The organism is Agrobacterium sp. CFBP 3001 (assembly GCF_027871605.1).
Taxonomy (GTDB): domain Bacteria; phylum Pseudomonadota; class Alphaproteobacteria; order Rhizobiales; family Rhizobiaceae; genus Agrobacterium; species Agrobacterium leguminum.
This window is the reverse complement of the sequence record NZ_JAQAHD010000009.1, coordinates 13,032-31,846: the sequence shown is the minus strand read 5'-3', so window position 1 is coordinate 31,846 and position 18,815 is coordinate 13,032. Positions and strand designations below refer to the sequence as shown.

Annotated in this window: 17 protein-coding genes; 2 read left to right on the top strand and 15 right to left on the bottom strand. The window is 61.6% G+C overall.

All coding sequences use genetic code 11. The features are described from left to right. Nucleotides 1–79 precede the first annotated feature (79 nt). The 7 genes from PH605_RS13205 to PH605_RS13175 all read right to left on the bottom strand — a co-directional run bounded on the left by PH605_RS13205 (nt 80) and on the right by PH605_RS13175 (nt 7,334). Nucleotides 80–829: an ABC transporter ATP-binding protein gene (locus PH605_RS13205; protein ID WP_080858207.1), complete on the bottom strand. Its 750-nt coding sequence runs from the start codon at nt 827–829 to the stop codon at nt 80–82. Next, a complete protein-coding gene (locus PH605_RS13200; protein WP_080857873.1) occupies nt 826–1,662 on the bottom strand; it encodes an ABC transporter ATP-binding protein in 837 nt (278 codons plus the stop codon). Before PH605_RS13200 ends, PH605_RS13205 begins: the two co-directional genes overlap by 4 nt. Continuing rightward, nucleotides 1,659–2,591 carry an ABC transporter permease gene (locus PH605_RS13195; protein ID WP_080857872.1) on the bottom strand — a complete coding sequence of 311 codons (933 nt, stop codon included), beginning with the start codon at nt 2,589–2,591 and terminating at the stop codon, nt 1,659–1,661. Before PH605_RS13195 ends, PH605_RS13200 begins: the two co-directional genes overlap by 4 nt. After that, on the bottom strand, nt 2,588–3,655 hold the full coding sequence (locus PH605_RS13190; protein WP_142845235.1) for an ABC transporter permease: 1,068 nt from the start codon (nt 3,653–3,655) through the stop codon (nt 2,588–2,590). The genes PH605_RS13195 and PH605_RS13190 overlap by 4 nt, the downstream gene beginning before the upstream one ends. 18 nt (nt 3,656–3,673) lie before the next feature. Further along, the gene (locus tag PH605_RS13185) at nt 3,674–5,314 is read right to left on the bottom strand and encodes an ABC transporter substrate-binding protein (protein ID WP_142845236.1); all 1,641 of its coding nucleotides are present in this window, start codon (nt 5,312–5,314) and stop codon (nt 3,674–3,676) included. Between the two features lie 49 nt (nt 5,315–5,363). Further along, nucleotides 5,364–6,419 (bottom strand): dipeptidase, encoded by a 1,056-nt coding sequence (locus PH605_RS13180; protein WP_142845237.1) that lies wholly within the window; start codon nt 6,417–6,419, stop codon nt 5,364–5,366. A 207-nt stretch (nt 6,420–6,626) separates the two neighbouring features. Further along, entirely contained in the window at nt 6,627–7,334 is a 708-nt protein-coding gene (locus PH605_RS13175; RefSeq protein ID WP_142845238.1) for a phosphoribosyltransferase, read from the bottom strand. 311 nt (nt 7,335–7,645) lie between these two features. On the opposite strand from PH605_RS13175, the gene PH605_RS13170 reads away from it, so the two are divergent. Next, nucleotides 7,646–8,821 carry a M20 aminoacylase family protein gene (locus PH605_RS13170; protein ID WP_161987897.1) on the top strand — a complete coding sequence of 392 codons (1,176 nt, stop codon included), beginning with the start codon at nt 7,646–7,648 and terminating at the stop codon, nt 8,819–8,821. A gap of 55 nt (nt 8,822–8,876) precedes the next feature. On the opposite strand, the gene PH605_RS13165 is transcribed toward PH605_RS13170, so the two are convergent. The 8 genes from PH605_RS13165 to PH605_RS13130 form a co-directional block, all read right to left on the bottom strand. Further along, nucleotides 8,877–10,670, bottom strand: a complete 1,794-nt coding sequence (locus PH605_RS13165) for an adenine deaminase (protein ID WP_142845240.1) — start codon at nt 10,668–10,670, stop codon at nt 8,877–8,879. Further along, entirely contained in the window at nt 10,667–11,587 is a 921-nt protein-coding gene (locus PH605_RS13160; RefSeq protein ID WP_142845241.1) for a nucleoside hydrolase, read from the bottom strand. Before PH605_RS13160 ends, PH605_RS13165 begins: the two co-directional genes overlap by 4 nt. Nucleotides 11,588–11,589: 2 nt before the next feature. Then, nucleotides 11,590–12,615: an ABC transporter ATP-binding protein gene (locus PH605_RS13155; protein ID WP_078053247.1), complete on the bottom strand. Its 1,026-nt coding sequence runs from the start codon at nt 12,613–12,615 to the stop codon at nt 11,590–11,592. Then, a complete protein-coding gene (locus PH605_RS13150) occupies nt 12,608–13,387 on the bottom strand; it encodes an ABC transporter permease (RefSeq protein WP_065655279.1) in 780 nt (259 codons plus the stop codon). Before PH605_RS13150 ends, PH605_RS13155 begins: the two co-directional genes overlap by 8 nt. Next, complete coding sequence (locus PH605_RS13145) at nt 13,384–14,211, bottom strand: ABC transporter permease (RefSeq protein WP_078053248.1); 828 nt, start codon at nt 14,209–14,211, stop codon at nt 13,384–13,386. Before PH605_RS13145 ends, PH605_RS13150 begins: the two co-directional genes overlap by 4 nt. A 167-nt stretch (nt 14,212–14,378) precedes the next feature. Beyond that, nucleotides 14,379–15,401, bottom strand: coding sequence for an ABC transporter substrate-binding protein (locus PH605_RS13140; protein WP_080857865.1), 1,023 nt, complete (start codon nt 15,399–15,401; stop codon nt 14,379–14,381). Beyond that, nucleotides 15,398–16,459 (bottom strand): LacI family DNA-binding transcriptional regulator, encoded by a 1,062-nt coding sequence (locus tag PH605_RS13135; RefSeq protein ID WP_142845242.1) that lies wholly within the window; start codon nt 16,457–16,459, stop codon nt 15,398–15,400. The genes PH605_RS13140 and PH605_RS13135 overlap by 4 nt, the downstream gene beginning before the upstream one ends. A 135-nt stretch (nt 16,460–16,594) precedes the next feature. Beyond that, nucleotides 16,595–17,515 carry a LysR family transcriptional regulator gene (locus tag PH605_RS13130; protein WP_142845243.1) on the bottom strand — a complete coding sequence of 307 codons (921 nt, stop codon included), beginning with the start codon at nt 17,513–17,515 and terminating at the stop codon, nt 16,595–16,597. Nucleotides 17,516–17,611: 96 nt separating this feature from the next. Between PH605_RS13130 and PH605_RS13125 the strand changes: the two genes are divergently transcribed. Then, nucleotides 17,612–18,799: an acyl-CoA dehydrogenase gene (locus PH605_RS13125; protein ID WP_142845244.1), complete on the top strand. Its 1,188-nt coding sequence runs from the start codon at nt 17,612–17,614 to the stop codon at nt 18,797–18,799. The last annotated feature ends 16 nt before the right edge of the window (nt 18,800–18,815 follow it).

Genomic DNA, 18,815 nt, shown 5'->3' with positions numbered 1-18,815 from the left:
GCGCAGACGCGCGGTCGCTGGATTCCGGCTCAAGGCCGGAATGACGGAAGATGTCATTTGACCCGACTATAGCGGCACCTCAAACGCGCTTGAAGCCCTCGCTCGCCACCAGCAGCTGCCTTGTATAATCCGCGCTGAATTCCCGGCTTTCCAGCGCCTCGGCCTCCAGCATTTCCACCACCCTGCCGCTTTTCATCACCGCAAGGCGATCGCACATATGGCTGATGACGCCGAGATCGTGGCTGACCATGACGAAGGTGAGATTGCGGTCCTTGCGGGCCTGTTCCAGCAGGTTGAGGATTTCCGCCTGAATGGAGGCGTCGAGCGCCGAAGTCGGCTCATCCAGCAGCAGGATTTTCGGCTCGACGATCAGCGCACGCGCAATGGCGATGCGCTGGCGCTGGCCGCCGGAAAGCTGGTGCGAATAACGGAAGCGGAAGCCGGAACCGAGGCCCACCTCGTCCAATGCCCGGGCAATGCGCTGCTCGCGATTGTCTAGACCGTGGATGACCAGCGGCTCGAGCAGCAGCGCATCCACCGTCTGGCGCGGGTGAAGCGAGCCATAGGGGTCCTGAAACACCATCTGCACGTCGCTATAGAAGCTCTTGTCGCGGTGCTTGCCGGTATAGGAGCGTCCGGCCACCATCAAGGAGCCTTCATCGAAATGATTAAGGCCGGCAATGGCGCGCAGCAACGTCGATTTGCCGGAGCCGGACTCGCCGACGATGCCGAAAGATTCACCCTCGGCCACATCGATGCTGACGCGGTCGAGCGCGATATAACCGTCGAAATCGACCACCATGTCGCGAACGGAAAGAACTGAACTCATGCGCGCCACTCCGGCTTGCGTTCCAGAACCGGCAGCGGATGCCGGTGGCCGCCGATTTCCGGCAGGCAGTTCAGCAGGCCCTGCGTATAGGGATGTTTCGCTTCTTTCAGATTGGCCGAGGACAGTTCCTCCACCACCTTGCCGGCATACATGACCAGAACGCGGTCGCAGAAAGACGATACCAGCCTGAGATCGTGGCTGACGAAGATCAGCCCCATGCCGCGGTCGCGCACCAGCTTGTCGAGAATGTCGAGCACTTCCAGCTGCACCGTCACGTCGAGCGCCGATGTCGGTTCGTCGGCGATCAGCAGTTCCGGGCCGCAGACCAGCATCATGGCGATCATGACACGCTGGCCCATGCCGCCCGAAACCTCGTGCGGGTAAAGATCGAAGACGCGTTCCGGGTCGCGTATCTGCACCGCTTCGAGCATGGCGAGCGTGCGCTGGCGCGCCTCGCCGCCACCGATCTTTTCATGGGTGCGCAGGGTTTCCATGATCTGGCGGCCGATGGTCATGACCGGGTTCAGCGAATATTTCGGGTCCTGCAGGATCATGGCCATGCGCTTGCCGCGCATGATCCGCCGCTCTTTTGCAGACGCCTTGAGCAGATCAATATCGCCGAAGCGCAGCGCATCGGCCTCGATGCGCGCATTTTTGGGCGTCAGCCCCATGATGGCGCGGCCGGTCTGCGATTTGCCCGAGCCGGATTCGCCGACGATGCCGAGACGCTCGCGGCCGAGCGTGAAGGACACGCCGCGCACCGCCTCCACCAGCCCGGTGCGGGTGGGGAAGGACACGCGGAGATTCTGAACGGTCAGAAGCGGCGCGCTCATTGGCCCGCCTCCTTGGGGTCGAGCGCATCGCGCAGACCGTCGCCCAGGAGATTGAAACCGAGGCTGACGATGAGGATCGCCACGCCGGGCATGGCCGCGACCCACCATTGATCGAGAATGAAGCGGCGGCCGGAAGCGATCATCGCGCCCCATTCCGGCAGCGGCGGCTGTGCGCCGAGACCGAGGAAGCCGAGGCCTGCGGCGGTGAGGATGATGCCTGCCATATCCAGCGTCACGCGCACGATGAGCGACGACAGGCAGAGCGGCATGACGTGCTTCAGCACGATACGGAAGGGCGACGCCCCCATGAGCTTGACCGCGGCGATGAAATCGGAATTGCGGAAAGTCATGGTTTCGGCGCGCGCGATGCGCGCATAGGGCGGCCATGAGGTGAGCGCGATGGCGAGCACCGCGTTTTCGATGCCCGGCCCAAGCGCCGCGACCAGCGCCAGCGCCAGAACGAGCTTCGGAAAGGCAAGGAAAATATCGGTGATGCGCATCAAAACCGCATCCACCCAGCCGCCGGCATAACCGGAAACCGTGCCGACGATGAGGCCGACGGGGGCTGCGATGATGGCGACCAGCAGAACTACGAACAGCGTCAGCCGCGAACCGTGAATGAGGCGCGAGAGAATATCGCGGCCCTGATCGTCGGTGCCAAGCAGATAACCTTCCGTACCGGGCGGCAACAGCCGGGCATTGCGCAGATCGCCCTGCACCGGGTTATGCGGGGCCAGAACATCGGCAAACAGCGCCACGAACAGCAGCGCGATGATGATGCCGAGCCCAAGCAGCGCCAGACGGTTTTCCGAAAAGCGCCGCCAGATGACATAGGCACGGCCAAGCCGCGCCTGCCTGCGCGAGGCCGGCCGGTCGGAGAGCAGCCATTCGCGGCTATAGGGTTTGATCGTATCGGTCGAAAGGGTCATCGGCTGCGCGTCCTTGGATCGAGCGTCCGGTAAAGCAGATCGGAGAAGAGATTGATGCCAACGAAGATGGCGCCGATCACGATCGTGCCGCCGAGAACGGCATTCATATCCGCATTCTGCAGGGAATTGGTGATGTAGAGGCCGAGCCCCGGCCAGGCGAAGATGGTTTCGGTGAGCACCGAACCTTCCAGCAGACCGGCATAGGAGAGTGCAATCACTGTCACCAGCGGCACGGCGGCGTTGCGCAGCGCGTGGAACCAGATGATGCGGGTTTCCGAAAGCCCCTTGGCGCGGGCCGCGACGATATATTCCTGGCTAAGCTCGTTCAGCATGAAGGAGCGCGTCATGCGGCTGATATAGGCCAGCGAAAAATAGCCGAGTAGACAGGCCGGCAGGATGATGTGGCGGAAGAGATCCCACAACACGTCCCATTGCCGCTGCCAGATCGCGTCGATCAGGAAGAAGCCCGTGACCGGCGTGAAGGTGAATTCATAAACGATATCCATGCGGCCGGGATAAGCCACCCATTGCAGCCGGGCGTAAAACACCAGCAGCGCCAGAAGGCCGAGCCAGAAGATCGGCACCGAATAACCGATGAGGCCGATGACGCGCACCACCTGGTCGGCAAAGCTGCCGCGCTTGACGGCGGCAAGCACGCCAAGCGGAATGCCGAAGACGGCGCCGATGATGGTGCCGAGCGTGGCGAGTTCTATCGTCGCCGGAAACACCCGCTTGATATCCTCCATCACCGGATTGGTGGTGAGGACGGAGGTGCCGAAATCGCCCGATAGCGCCTGTTTCAGATAAAGGAAGAACTGCTGCCAGAGCGGCAGGTTGAGGCCGAGCTGCTCACGCACCCGCTCGACCACATGCGCAGGCGCACGGTCGCCGACGATCGCCAGCGCGGGATCGATCGGCACGACGCGGCCAATGAAGAATGTGACCGCCATCAGCCCCAGAAAGGTGGTGATGACGGTGACGGCGAAGCCGAGAACGGCTTTCACGCGGGCATTGGCACGGCGTTTGCCGTGCCTCGCCCTGCTGTTGGTTTCAACCATGCTCAAGAGACCGATCCTTCCGGATCATTCCTTGGAAATGGTGTAGACGAAGTTGGTGTCGAAGCTCGGTCCGAGCTTCAGGCCCTTCAGCTTGGCGGAATATCCCGCCACTTCCGTCTGTTGGAAGATGATGACGAAGGGACCCTTCGCCAGAACTTCCTTCTGTAGGTTTTCATAGATGGCGGCGCGCTTGGCGCTGTCCTTCTCCAGAAGCGCCGACTGGGTTTCCTTGGTCAGATCAGGAACGTCCCAGGCATTGCGCCAGGCGAGCGTCTTGTTCTTGCCCTCGTCGGAATTGTCGTAGTTGATGGTGAAGGTTTCCGCATTCGAGTTCGGGTCGAAATAGTCCGAACCCCACTGGCCAATGTAGATATCATGCGTGCGGGCGCGATATTTGGTCAGCGTCTGCTTGCCGTCGCCGGGGATGATTTCCAGCTTGATGCCGGCCTGCGCCAGCGTCTGCTGCACGCTTTCGGCAATGCCGGTTACCGGCTGGGTGTTGCGCACATCCATGGACACGGTGAAGCCGTCCTTCAGGCCGGCCTTGGCGAGAAGCTCCTTCGCCTTGGCGACGTCGAGCTTGTAGGGGTTCTCGTCAAGCGCGCCGAGCTGGCCCTTCGGCAGGAAGGTCTGGTGAATTTCGCCGATGCCCTTGATGATCGTCGCACCGATGGCGTCATAGTCGACGAGATATTTGAAGGCTTCGATGACTTCGGGCTTCTTCAGGTTCTCGTTCTTCTGGTTGAGGCTGAAATAATAGACGGTGCCCTTCGGCGCGGAGGTGACGGCAAGGCCTTCCTTCTTGGAAACGGCTTCCATGTCGCCCGGCTCGAGGTTGCGGGCAACGTCGATATCGCCGTTCTCAAGCGCCAGGCGCTGGCCCGAGCTTTCCTTCATATGGCGATAGACCACACGCTTCAGCTTCGGCTTCTCGCCGTAATAATTCGGGTTGGCCTCGAGGATGACCGCTTCATTGGCCTTCCAGCCGAGGATCTTGTAAGGGCCGGAACCGGCATAACCGGTCTTCAGGAACTCGTTGCCGAAATCTGTGTCGTATTTGTAATCGGCGCTCGGCGTGACCGACTTGGCCTTTTCCGTCACGAATTTCTTGTCGACCACCGAAGCGACGGTTGCGGTCAGCACGTTCAGCACGAAGCTCGGCGCATAGGGCTTGTCGACCGTCAGAACGAATGTGTTCGCATCCGCAGCCTTCGCCTTTTCGGTGACGTTGTCACCGCTGAGACCGAACTGCGTCAGCAGGAATGCCGGCGACTTGTCGAGCTTCACGGCGCGTTCGAAGGAGAAAGCCACATCATCGGCCGTGACTGGATTGCCCGACGCGAATTTCAGGCCGGATTTCAGCTTGAACGTATAGGTGAGACCATCGTCGGAGGTCGTCCAGCTTTCGGCCAGATCGCCGATAACCTTGGACGTGTCGTTAAGATCGATGGAAACCAGCTTGCTGTAGGTGTTGCCGGTGACTTCGGCGGCGGAAAGTTCGAAAGCCTCGCCCGGATCAAGCGTGATGATGTCGTCGATGGCGAAACCTTCGACCAGCGTATCGGCCGGCGTTGCGGCAAAAGCATGGGGCGCGGCCAGCATCATCAGCGACAAAGCGGCGCTGGTGCTGAGAATACGCATGGATTTGTTGAGCGATTTGATCATAGGATCTCCCCTTTTGTTATAAGCTTGATTTGGTTCGCTTCAGCTCTTCTCAGGCCGCCTCGTGCCAGGCCTGAGACAAAACACGCAGCCAGTTTTCCCGGCATATTTTAGCAAGTTCTCCATCACCGTAGCCCGCCGATTTCAGCGCCGCAACCAGATTGTGATTGCCGCTCGCATCGGCAACGCCAACGGGTATCGTCGCGCCGTCGAAGTCCGATCCCAGCGCCACGCAATCGATGCCCATGCGCTCCACCATGTAATCGATATGGCGCACGATGTCGGAAAGCGGCGTATCGGCAATGTCGCGCGCATCCGCGCGCAGCATGGTCACGGCATAATTAAGCCCCACCAGCCCGCCGCTTTCCCTGATGGCATCCATCTGCCTGTCGGTGAGATTGCGGGCGACGGGGGTAAGCGCATGTGCGTTTGAATGGCTGGCGATCAGCGGCTGGTTGGTGGTCTTCGCCACATCCCAGAAGCCTTTTTCGGTGATATGCGCGAGATCGATGAGAATGCCGAGCCTGTTGCATTCCTTCACCAGCGCAAAACCGGCGTCGGTGAGGCCGGGGGCCGTATCGGGAGACATGGGGTAAGAGAACGGAACGCCATGGCCGAAGATATTGTGCCGGCTCCAAACGGGGCCGAGCGAGCGCAGGCCGGCGGCGTAAAACACGTCCAGCGCATCGAGATCGGCGTCGATCGCCTCGCAGCCCTCCATATGCAGCACGGCGGCGAAGATATCCTCGGCAAAGGCCTTGCGGATATCGGCCGTGGAGCGGCAAAGCCGCCACGCGCCGGCGCGGTCGAGCCTCAGCGCAATCGCCGCCTTTTCCATGGCGATATCGAGCGAAGGCTGGCGCTCCAGTGGGGAGGCGAGCGGCGTGTTGTAGTGGCCGCTTTCATCCGGTTCCTGCAAGATGAGATCGCCGGAGGGAATATAGATGGCGCAGATGCCGCCGCCGAGACCGCCTGCCCTCGCACGCGGGCCGTCTATATGGCCTTCGCGCGTGCCGTTCCTGAATTCGGCCACCGGATCGGCACCGGCCTTGCTGTTGCGCCACAACCGAAGCAGCACATCATTATGACCGTCGAATACTGCATGCATGGGAAGAAATTCCAGTCATCGGAAAGAACAAAACGGGGGCGGGCAGACGCCGGGATGACACCGCGCGAAAGCAAACCGGCGCATTATTCGCCGACCGCTATTGTCTGTCGGGGGCGATCTTAGGACGATCTCTTCGAGCTTCGCAAGACACAAATTAGGCAGCGGTGAAATTATCACCACTTGCCTTTTGCCGGAATTTGCGCTTCGTCAGGCGCGCCAGCCGCCTTCCGCTTTGGTGAGCAGCGGCGTTGAAAAAACACCCCTCACCCGCTCCGGCCATTCCGGCCCGAAAGCGGCGATTTTTTCCCGCCAGCGATCTGATTGCAGCATGGCCGCGCCGATGACGGCGGGCCGAATGCCGGAGGCGGCGAGAAGGGAAAGACCCGCTATGATGGAGCTGCCGCTGGAGATCACATCATCCACCAGCGCCACCCGCCGGTTCTCGATGAGCGGCAGCATGCGCGGATCGATATAAAGCCGTTTTTCCTGCCTTGTGGTGACGGAGGACATCGGCACCGACAGTTCCTCGAGATACCAGAATTTGCGCGAAGTGCCGAGCGGCACGTAACGGGAATGGCCGAGATGCCGGGCGACGGCGGCGGCGAGCGTCAGCCCCAGCGTCGGCAGGCCGATGACGACATCGGGCTTGAAGGGAAGAAGCTGTGCGGCAAGGTCGGCCGCCAGCGCCTCGAGCACCTCGAAAGAGGCCTGATTGACGATAAGCGAGGCGAGCGCATGTTCGCCATCCGCCAGCGGCCTTATCGGCAGGCATATCTGCCTTCCGTCATCCAGCGCCGCCGGAAAAAAGGTGGAATGCGGGCCTGCCGTTTCGAAGCTGTGGCGCGGATGGATCTCCTGCCAGAACTCATGCGGCGCGACGGGAGAATGGGCGGCAGGCGATGCGGATGACGGCATCGGTTTTTCCTTTCAGAACCGGGATGGCGCAAGGCGGAGGCGGTTTTCGGCCGCACCAATCCCGTTCGGCAGATTAGTCATTTTAGCAACCACAGAGACACTGCGGGTTCATTTCATTGGCTTTTTCCGCTAGGGTATTTCCGTTTTTATCCGAAACACGGAAATACCCTGGCTCTTTGGTTTACGCATTTCCGAACGCAAAACCGCTACACACTTTTGCTGGAAATGCTCTAGAAGATAAAAAAGCAACAGGCATTCGGATGAACCCACCTATGACGCGGGTTTTTCTCATATTCAAGGACAAGCTGCCCATGAGACTGCTGGACCGCATCGGCGAGGACCTGCCATTCCTGACGGAGCTTCGCCACGACCTGCACGCGCATCCCGAACTGGGCTTCGAAGAGGAAAGAACCAGCGCCATCGTCGCCGATCTTCTCGAGCGTGCCGGGCTGAAGGTGCATCGCGGTCTCGGCGGCACCGGCGTGGTCGCCACGCTGCAGGTGGGCAACGGCACCCGCAGCATTGGCCTGCGCGCCGACATGGATGCGCTTGCCATGCCGGAAGTTCCCGACCGGCCCTATAAATCGAAATTTCCCGGCAAGATGCATGCCTGCGGCCATGACGGCCACACCGCCATGCTGCTGGGTGCGGCGCGTTACCTCGCAAAGACCCGCGATTTTTCCGGCACCGTGCATTTCATTTTCCAGCCGGCCGAAGAAGGCCGTGGCGGCGCGAAAAAAATGGTGGAGGACGGGCTTTTCACCCTGTTTCCCTGCGATGCGGTCTATGGCCTGCATAATATGCCGGGGCTCGGCATCGACGAAATGGCGGTGGTGGAAGGCCCGCAGCTCGCCTCTTCCGACAGCTGGCGCGTCACGTTCAAAGGCATCGGCACCCACGGCGCCAAGCCGCATCTCGGCCGCGATCCGGTGACGGCGGCGGGCACCTTCCTCGCCTCGCTGCAAACCATCGTCGGCCGCGTCGTCGATCCGCTGCAACCCGCCGTAGTCAGCGCCTGTTCGGTGCAGGCGGGCGACCCGAAGGCGCTCAACGTCATTCCCGACCTCGTCGAAATCGGCGGCACGGCGCGTGCTTATGCGGCTGACGTGCGCGACCAGCTGGAAGCGGAAATCGGCAGGCTGGCAAAGGGCACGGCGGCGATGTTCGGCATCGAAGCAAGTTATGAGTTCATCCGCCGGATTCCACCCGTCATCAACGAGGCGGATGCGACGAAACGGGCGCTGCGCGCCGCAAGAACCGTCTTCGGCAACAGGACCCGCAACGCCTTCCCGCCCTCGACCGCCGGCGACGATTTCGCCTTCTTCGCAGGCGAAGCGCCCGGCTGCTATGTCTGGCTCGGCAACGGTCCGGCGGTGGATGGCGCGCTGCACCACAACACCTCCTACGACTTTAACGATGCAGCCATCGTGCCGGGCGTGGCGTTCTGGGCGACGCTGGTGGAGCAGGAACTGGCGGCGGATCAATGAAGCCCGCGGCACGCTCCGTCCGCGCGATGACAACCGAAAGATGTGAGCGGATGTTCTAGCTCACAACCGAAATCACCGGGCTTTCCATCACCCTGCCCGTCAACACATCGGCAATGCCCATATCCGTCTGGTGCGGGCCGATATTGCAGGCGAGCGTGGCGCCGAAGCAGGCCTTGAAGACGAGATAGGGCGGCTGCCATTCCACCAGCCTGCCGACGGCTTCGCGCAATTCTTCGAAAGCCTTTGCCACGTCGTCAAGCGGGGCATCGGAAACGAGGCCGGAAAGCGGCAACGGGAGAAGTGCGGTCACCCTGCCTTCGGAAGCGACAGCCATGCCGCCGCCGGCCTTTATCACCGCATTTGCGGCGAGCGCCATGTCCTCCGCATTACCGCCGAAAACGGTGAGGTTGTGGCTGTCATGCGAGACGGTGGTGGCGAAGGCGCCGTTCCAGTTTCCCCAGCCGGTGAGAAAGCCGGTTCTGGTGATCGGCTCGGCCATGCCGTGGCGATGGGTGACGGAAATCATCGTGGCGCCCTCAGGGGGAACGACGAAACCGTCCTTCACCTCGGCTTCCGCCTCGCCCCATTGCGTGAAGCGCGGGCGGTCGATGGTGGCGAGGCGTACCTTTGCCCCTTCGCAGGCAACCCGGAAATCATCGGCTGCGCGCAGCGGCAGCTTCATCGAGCCTTCGAGCGCCGCCGCATCGCAGGCCTGAACGTCGACGAGCATATGCCCGCCTTCCGCAACCGCCCTGCCCTCGGCCAGAACGTGGCGGGCGGCAAAACCGCTCAAATCCTCAAAGACGACGATATCGGCGCGACGGCCGGCGGCGATGAGGCCGAGATCGGCACGGCCGAGCCTTTGCGCGGCATTGAGCGTTGCGGCGCGCAGCGCCCATTCGGGCTTCAGGCCATAACGGACGAGGCGGCGCACCACATCGTCAAGCCCACCGCCTCGTAGCAGATCATCGGGGAAGACGTCGTCGGTACAGAGTGTCACCGTCTGCGGCAGGTGGCCGAGGGCGTTCAGCGCTTCCACGAATTCCGGTAGCAGGTGATCGTGCGAGCCGCGCAACTCAATCGTCATTCCTGCCCGCAGTTTCGCCATCAGGTCTTCGCCCGAGACCAGCTCGTGATCGGAAGAAACGCCCGCCGCCATGAAGGCGTTGAGATCGGCGCCCTTCAGGCCGCGTGCATGGCCGCAGACCAGCTTTTCCGAGGCAAGCCCGGCCTGCACGATGCCGCTCATGCGCGGATCGCGCTCGATGACGCCGCGCATATTCATGATTTCCGCGACACCGCCGACCTGCGGCCACGACAGGATATCGGCGAGAGTGGCAGCGTCGAAATCCGCCCCGCCGCGCTCCAGCCCCGGTGCGGAAGGCACGCAGGAGGGCGCGAGCAGAATGGCGCGCAGGGGCAGGTTCTGGATGGATTTCGCCGCCCAGCGCACCCCTTCCACCCCATGCACATTGCCGAATTCATGCGGGTCCCAGACGATGGTGGTGACGCCACGGGCAACCACGGCTGCCGCATAGGCGGCCGGCGTGACCATCGAGCTTTCGATATGCATATGTGTGTCGATGAGGCCGGGCGAGACATAGGCGCCTGCCGCATCGATGATCCGTGCAGCGTCGCTGCGGCTTGCTCGCTCGTGCACGCTGGCGATCAAAGCGCCGACAATGCCGATATCGGCGGCGCGAAGCTCTCCCGTCACCACATCCACCAATGTTCCGCCGCTGACGAGAACATCGAAAGGTGCATCGCCGCGTGCGGCGGCGACCGCGCGGCTGCGCAGCGCATCATCGGTGAGATCGGCAGGCTCGCGTGTCGGAAAGTTCGCGCTCATCGGGCGGCCTCCCGGCGCAACGCCTCGAGAATCGCCGTCTTCGCACCTTCGGCATCCACCGTTTCGGCGAAATGCGCGTTGAAGGCGTGAGCTTTCTCAGCGCGCGTCTCGACCACGGTTCGCCCGCGCGTCAGCGTCGCCTGAAGCTCGACATCGATCCGCGCATGACGCCAACCGATGAGACCGGAGACGAATGCGACGGCGGCAACGGGATCGTAAAGCGCCATGGCAGCTCTGCCACGGCTGGTGGCGATGCCGATGAAACCTTCCAGCAGATCGGCGATCAGCCCGGCATTCTTGCCGCCGGCATTACGGATCGGCAGCACATCGGCCGGCGAGGCGGTGACTTTGCGGCAGGCGTCCAGATCGACCATGCGCAACGGCAGGCCGTGGGAGAGCACGATGGCCAGCGCTTCCGGATCGGCAAAGGCGTTGAATTCGGCCGAGGCCGTGTGGTTGCCGCTGGTCACGCCACCACCCATCCAGGTGAGATCGGAAATTCTGGCGGCAAGATCAGGCCGGGCAAGGCAAAGCGCGGCGATATTGGTGAGTGGGCCGAGTGCCAGAATGCGCTTCTCACCATCACCCTCAAGCCAGTTGCACAGGGCGGCAAAGGCATCGCTTTTCGGCAAGACCGGCGCATCCGGCAAGTTTTGGCCGACGGTCGGAATGCCGTTATCGCCCAGAATGCATTGCGCGGTTTCGAGTGCACCGAGCACCGGCATGGTGCGGCCCTGATGGATCGGCATCGACCAGCCGAAGGCTGAGACGGCGCCTGCGGCATTGCGGCAGACGGCCTGAAGTGTCGCGTTGCCGAAGACCAGCGAAATGCCGTCGATGGCAAGGCCCGACGATTGCACCACCATGATGGCGGCGATATCGTCGAAGCCCATATCGGTATCGATCCATACACCCATGGTCAGTTGAACACCTTGAGGCTCGCCGCTTTTTCGACCGGCAGGTCGAAGGCGAGCGTATCGCCGATTGCGTGGGAGGTCAGGGCGGCGTCCGTTTCCGCCTTGATGGGGCCAAGCGGCGTATCGAGCAGATATTCGCGGCTGTTGCCGGCAAAGGAGGTGCCGCGCACGGTTCCCTGGAAAGGACCTGAACCGAGGGTGACCATGCGCGGCCGCCAGGCCAGTCCGGATGCTGAAAGGACTGGTCCGGGAAGCGGTGTTGCGCCGTTTGCGGTTTTGAGCGCGCCGCCTTCCAGCGCGAAGATGTTTTCGAAGCCGACGAAATCCGCCACGAAGGATGAAACCGGCGCGTTGTAGATCTCTTCCGGCGTACCGATCTGCTCAATCTTGCCGCCCTTCATGACGACAATGCGGTCGGCGAGCGCCAAAGCCTCGATCTGGTCATGGGTGACGAAGATCATCGTCACGCCGGTTTCCTTCTGCACGCGCTGCAATTCGGTGCGCATTTCAAGGCGCAGGCGGGCATCGAGGTTGGAGAGCGGCTCATCGAGCAAGAGCACTTTCGGCTCCATGACCATGGAGCGCGCCAGCGCCACGCGCTGCTGCTGGCCGCCGGAAAGCTCCGCCGGCTTGCGCGAGGCGAAGCTGGACAAGCCCACCGATTTCAGGCCGGAGGCGACCTTGTCTTCCAGCGCCTTGCCGTTCATGCCCTTGAGTTTCAGGCCGAAGGCGACGTTTTCATAGACCGTCAGATGCGGGAAGAGCGCATAGGACTGGAACACCAGACCCACGGCACGCTTGTTCGCGGCCACCCGGGTAATGTCTGCCCCATCGAGATCGATACGTCCTCCCGCCACCGGCATCAGCCCGGCAATGGCGCGCATCGTCGTGGTCTTGCCGCAGCCGGAAGGCCCGAGAAGCGCGAGCAGCTCGCCCTTGCGGATATCGAGATCGAGGTCCTTGACGGCGACATTGCCGCCATAGGCGAGCGAGACTTTGTTGAGCGAAAGGTAATTTGCGTCAGACATAACGGGAGAACCCCAGAAAACGTTCGGCCATGAAGACGATGCCGATGGAAAGGAAGGCGAGCAGCGAGGAGAGTGCGGCCACGGAAGGATCGAAGACGATTTCCATGTAACCCAGCATGTCGATGGGCAGCGTGCGAACGCCGGGGCCTGACAGGAACAGCGACACCGGCACCTGGTTGAAGCTCGTTACGAAACCGAGAATGAAGGCTGAGAGAATGCCGCCGCGAATATTCGGCAACACGACGCGGAAAAACGCCCCGACCCGCGACGAGCCGAGCAGCACCGCCGCCTCCTCGATATCCGAGCGCAGATTGTTGAGGCTGGCCGACACCACCCGCACCGCATAGGGCAGGATGAGCGCGGTGTGGGCGAGGAACAACGCAAGCGTGATGCCGATGCCGAAAGGCACGACGAAATAACGCAGCAGCGCGAGACCCACGATGATGCCGGGCACGATGATCGGCGCGGAAACGATGGTGCGCACCGTCTCGGCAAAAGGTAGCTTGTAGCGCGACATGGCGTAAGAAGCGGGGATGCCGAGGATGAGCGCCGCAAACGTGCCGCCGATGGCGAGGAACATCGACATGGCAAAGCTTTCCCGGAAGCTCTCAACGGTAAAGACCTTGGCGATCCACTTCAGCGAAAAGCCCTGCGGCGGAAAGGCGAGCGTATCGCCGGCCGAAAACGAGGCCGCGACGATGATGAGGAACGGCCCGATCAGGAAACCGACGACAAGCAGAAGCGTAAGCGGAATGAAGAGCTGCCGGGTCATTTCTTGTTCCTTGCGGTGGCGATGCGCTTCAGCAGGATATTGGCGGCAAAGCTCATGACGATCAGGATGAAGGCGATGACGCTCGCGGAGACGAAATTGTTGGAAACCGTCACCTGCTGGTAAAGCAGGGTTTCCAGCATCAGCACCTTCGAGCCGCCGAGAATGGCGGGCGTGATATAGGCCGTGAGCGAACCGGTGAAGACCAGCGTGCCACCGACGACCAACCCTTCCTTGGTGAGCGGCAGGATGACCTTCCAGAACACCTGCAGCCAGCTTGCGCCGAGCACTCGGGCAGCCGCAATCGTATCCTTCGGCATATTCTCAAGCGCACTGATGAGCGAGATGATCATCAATGGCAGGAACAATTGCAGAAGGCCGATGAAGACGGCTGTTTCGGAAAACAGGATACGGATCGGCCCGTCACTCAGGCCGACAGCCTGCAGCGCCTGATTGACGATGCCGGTTCGACCCAGAATGACGATCCAGGCATAGGTGCGGGCGACAGGCGAAATCATCAGCGGCAGCACGACCAGATTGACGACGTGCCCCTTCGCGCCCTGCGACAGGTTGACGATGGCGAAGGCCGCCGCATAACCCACCACCGCCGAGACGATGGTGACAAGCGCGCCGAGCTTCAGGGTGCGCAGGAAAACCGTCTGGTTCAGCGGATCGGTGAAGAAATCGGCATAAGCCGACAACGTCCAGCCGTCGGCGGTGCGGAAGCCCTCCGACAGCAGGATGAAGACCGGCACAAGAAAGACCGCCGCCGCGAAAATTGCGGCAGGCAAGGCAAGCGCCAGCGCTTCGGCCCGGTTCTGAAACATGGGTTTATTCCCTGAACGGCCTGAGGGCCGGTTGTTACGGCAGCCAGACGCGCCGGCCTACGATCAAAAAGGGTGGAAAAGCGGTCAGGGGACGACCGAACCGCTTTTCCGGGAATGGAGCCGTCCTTGCGGACGTTTAAATGCCCCATTCCAAACGGTGAATGGGCTTACTGGCCCACCTTCGCGTTCCACTCCGACAGCCACTTGTCGCGGTTATCAAGCGTCACGTCGGAAGGGATGAGCTGCAGGCTTTTTGCGGTTTCGTCGCCATAGGTGATGTTATTCGCCACCTCGTCGGAAACCTTGACTTCCCTGTTGGTCGGGCTGTCCACCAGCTTTTCGGCCAGCGCCTTCTGAACGTCGGTCGAGAGCCAGAAATCCATGAACTGCAACGCCAGATCTTCGTTCTTCGTGCCCTTCGGCACCACGAGCACGTTCATGCCGCCGGTCTGGCCTTCCTTGGGCGTCGCCCAGGCAAGCGGCAGGTCGAGCTTGGTGAAAGGCGCCCAGGAGAAGCGGCCGATCGGGGCTGCCCAGATTTCTTCCTGCTGCATCAACTGCACCAACTGCGAGGATTTGACGTAGAAAGTGACGATGTCGTCCTTCTTTTCGCCCACGGCCTCGATGGCGCCGGAAAGATCGGGCGTGTCCTTGCCGATAGCTTTGCCGAGCATATAAAGCGCCGGCGGGCCCTGATTGGTGGTAACATTCGGGAAGGCGACGTGGTCGACGATACCGTCCTTCAAAAGATCGGCCCAGCTATCGATCTTCATCTTGTCGGTGCGGTAAACGATTGAGGTGGCGTAGAAATTGACGCCGACGCTCATGCCGTCGCCATTCGGATCCTTGGCGATGTCATAGAGCTTTTCGATATTCGGAACCTTGGAAGCATCGATCTTCTGGATCAGATCCTTGCGGGTGGCCGAAAGCGCATCCGCCATGGAGACGATGGCGAGATCGACCACCGGATTGGCCTTGTTGGCCTCCATCTTGGCCAGACGCTCGACGCTGTTGCCGGTCTCAACGACCAGCTTGCAGCCGCATTGCTTTTCGAACGGCGTATAGACCAGTTCCTTGAATTCGTCCTGCGCGAAGGCGTAGACGGAAATCGTCAGCGTCTTGTCCTGCGCCTCAGCGGCCCCCATCGTCAGCATCAGGGCGGTGCCCGATGCAAGAATGATCTTTTTCATGGTGTGAGTTCTCCTGCTGTCGTTTTTTTGGCTTCAATCGCATCATGCTTTGCCTTGCCGGTGGAACCGCGCATGATCAGCGCCATCGGTACTTTCGAGATTTCCGCGGTCACTTCGCCCGCGATGCCGTTTTCGCCGGCGCCATCGATCGCGCGCAGCAGCGCGGCCACGGCGAGATCGGCGATACGGCCCATATCCATGCGCATGGTCGTCAAGGGTGGGGTGACCACGGCGGAAAAGATGAGATCGTCGAAACCGGTGACGCTTGCTTCTTCCGGCACCTCGATGCCCTCGCGCTGCAACTCGGTCAGCGCCCGCAGCGCATGCAGGTCGGAAATGGCGGCAAAGCCGGTAAAACCATCCGCCACCAGATCGGCAAGCCCCAGCCGGCAACCCGCACCGTCAGCCTCTTCGATGCTGTCGATCCAGAGCGTCCGGGTCACACAGGCCTTGCCAAGACCATCCCGAATGCCGCCGAGACGGTCATTCTGTACGTTGGAATCGCGGTTCTTGCCCACCAGCACCACCTTGCGGTGGCCAAGGCCTGCCAGATAGTCACCCACCTGCCGGCCACCATCCCAATGGTCGGCGGCGACGGTATTGCCCGGTGTTGACGGGCTGTCGATGACGGCGACCGGGCAATCGACATCAGAAATGCGCGTGCCACGGCGTGGAACGACCACCATACCATCGACCCCGCGCTCAATCAGCCGGTTGATCGCATCCGTCTGCATGGCGATATCGCCACGGGAGTCGGCGATCAGCACGCCGTAACCGGCAGTAACGGCAGCCTTTTCAATGGCCTGCGCGATCTGCGGGAAGAGCGGGTTAGCAATGTCAGGCAGAACCAGCCCCAGAACACCGCTTCTGCCGGTGCGCAACGCCCTGCCCGCCGAACTCGGCACATAACCCAGTTCACTTGCCGTCTTGCGGATACGCTCTACCAGATCAGGTGAAACACGGCCTTTACCCGACAGCGCATTGGACACGGTTGCAACCGACACGCCTAGTGCCGCTGCTATCGCGCTCAGATTGGTGGCAGGCCGTGACGACGCCATGGATGGTCCGGGAAGGCTGATTAAACGTTTAATCAGAATAAGCGAGGCGCGGGCCGCTGTCGAGTCCTGCGCCGGCGAAATACGGCGAAAAGCTGGGCACAAAGGTTAAATGCCCGAAAAAAGAGCGATTATTTTTTACAGGGCCTGAGTGCTGGCGGCGCGATAAGCCTCAACCTGGCGCACCAGCCAATCGCGAAACAGCACGACCGGGACATGATTGGCACGCGAAAGCGGCGCCACCGCATAATAGGAACTGGGGCTTCTCGCCTGATGATCGAAGGCTTTGACCAGTTGCTTCGATTTCAGTTCGTTATCGATCAGAAACAGCGGCATCAGCGCCACGCCGAGCCCGGCGATGCAGGCCTGCGCCACGCTGGAAAACTGTTCGAAGCGCATGCCCTGCGGCAGGGCGAGCGACAGGCCGAGGCTTTCGAACCAGTGCCCCCATGCGCCGGGCCGCGAGGCCATGTGCAGCAACGGCAGGGCGGCGATATCCTCGCCCCTTTCCACCGGGTGAGCGCTGAGAAATTGCGGGCTGCACACCGGCGCGACCATTTCATGCATGAGAAAGGTGCTCTCCGCCCCCGGCCAATCGGCCTGGCCGATATGGATCGCCATATCCAGCTGCTCACGCTCAAAGTCGAATTGGCCGATGCGGGTGGCGAAATTGATGGTGATTTCGGGGTGGTTCGCCACGAAATCCGGGATACGCGGCAGAAGCCAGCGGGTGCCGAAGGTGGGCAACATGGCAAGGTTCAAGGTATTGCCATGCGTTTTGGTCATGATCTGCAGCGACGCAGAGCGTATCTCGCCAAGGGCGGAGGCGATGGATTTTGCATAGGCACGGCCTTCCGCCGTCAGCGTCACGCCGCGCGCGCCGCGTTCGAACAGGCGCACGCCAAGCTGTTCTTCCAGTGACATAACCTGCCGGCTGATCGCCCCCTGCGTCAGGGCAAGCTCATCGGCGGCGGCGGAAAAGCTGCCGAGCCGGGCCACGGAATCGAAGGCGGCGAGCGCACTGGTGGAGGGCAGGAGTTTGCGGCTGAGAGATGTCATGAGCCATTACTATATGTAATGCAAAAATGAGTAAACATGGCTTGTGCCGACTGGCTCGAATACCAATAATCCGGCCAGCAAATCCGGAGGCATCACGTGAGCGAACACGCAGCATTCAATTGGCAGGACCCTTTTCTGCTCGAAGACCAACTGACCGATGACGAGCGGATGATCCGCGACGCCGCCGCCGCTTTCGGCAAATCCGAACTCTTGCCGCGTGTCTCCGAAGCCTATCTTTCCGAGACCACCGAACCGGAACTGTTCCGCCTGATGGGCCGCACCGGCCTGCTCGGCGTCACCCTGCCGGAAGAATATGGCGCGGCCAATGCCAGCTATGTGGCTTACGGCCTCGTCGCCCGCGAGGTGGAGCGGATCGACAGCGGTTACCGCTCGATGATGAGCGTGCAGTCCTCGCTCGTCATCCATCCGATCTTCGCCTATGGCTCTGACGAGCAGAAGAAGAAATACCTGCCCGGCCTCGTCTCCGGCGAGCTGATCGGCTGTTTCGGCCTCACCGAGCCGGATGCCGGCTCCGATCCCGGTGGCATGAAGACCCGCGCCGAGAAAATTGCCGGCGGCTATCGCCTGCGCGGTTCGAAAATGTGGATTTCTAATGCGCCAATCGCCGATGTCTTCGTCGTCTGGGCGAAATCGGAAGCGCATGACAACCAGATCAGGGGCTTCGTGCTGGAAAAGGGCATGAAGGGCCTCTCCGCTCCCAAAATCGGCGGCAAGCTGTCGCTGCGCGCCTCCATCACCGGTGAGATCGTTCTGGACGGTGTGGAAGTGGGCGAAGACGCGCTGCTGCCCAATGTTTCCGGCCTGAAAGGCCCGTTCGGCTGCCTCAACCGCGCCCGTTACGGCATTTCCTGGGGGGTCATGGGGGCTGCGGAAGATTGCTGGCTCCGCGCCCGGCAATATGGTCTCGACCGCAAGCAGTTCGGCAAGCCGCTCGCCGGCATGCAGCTTTACCAGAAGAAGCTCGCCGACATGCAGACCGAAATCGCGCTCGGCCTTCAGGCATCGCTGCGCGTCGGCCAACTGATGGACGAGCATAAGATGGCGCCGGAAATGATCTCCATCATCAAGCGCAACAATTGCGGCAAGGCGCTGGATATCGCCCGCCAGGCCCGCGACATGCATGGCGGCAACGGCATTCAGATCGAATATCACGTCATGCGCCACGCCCAGAACCTTGAGACGGTCAACACCTATGAGGGCACGCACGACGTCCACGCGTTAATCCTCGGCCGGGCGCAGACGGGCATTCAGGCGTTTTTCTGAGACTTTATCCGCGTCG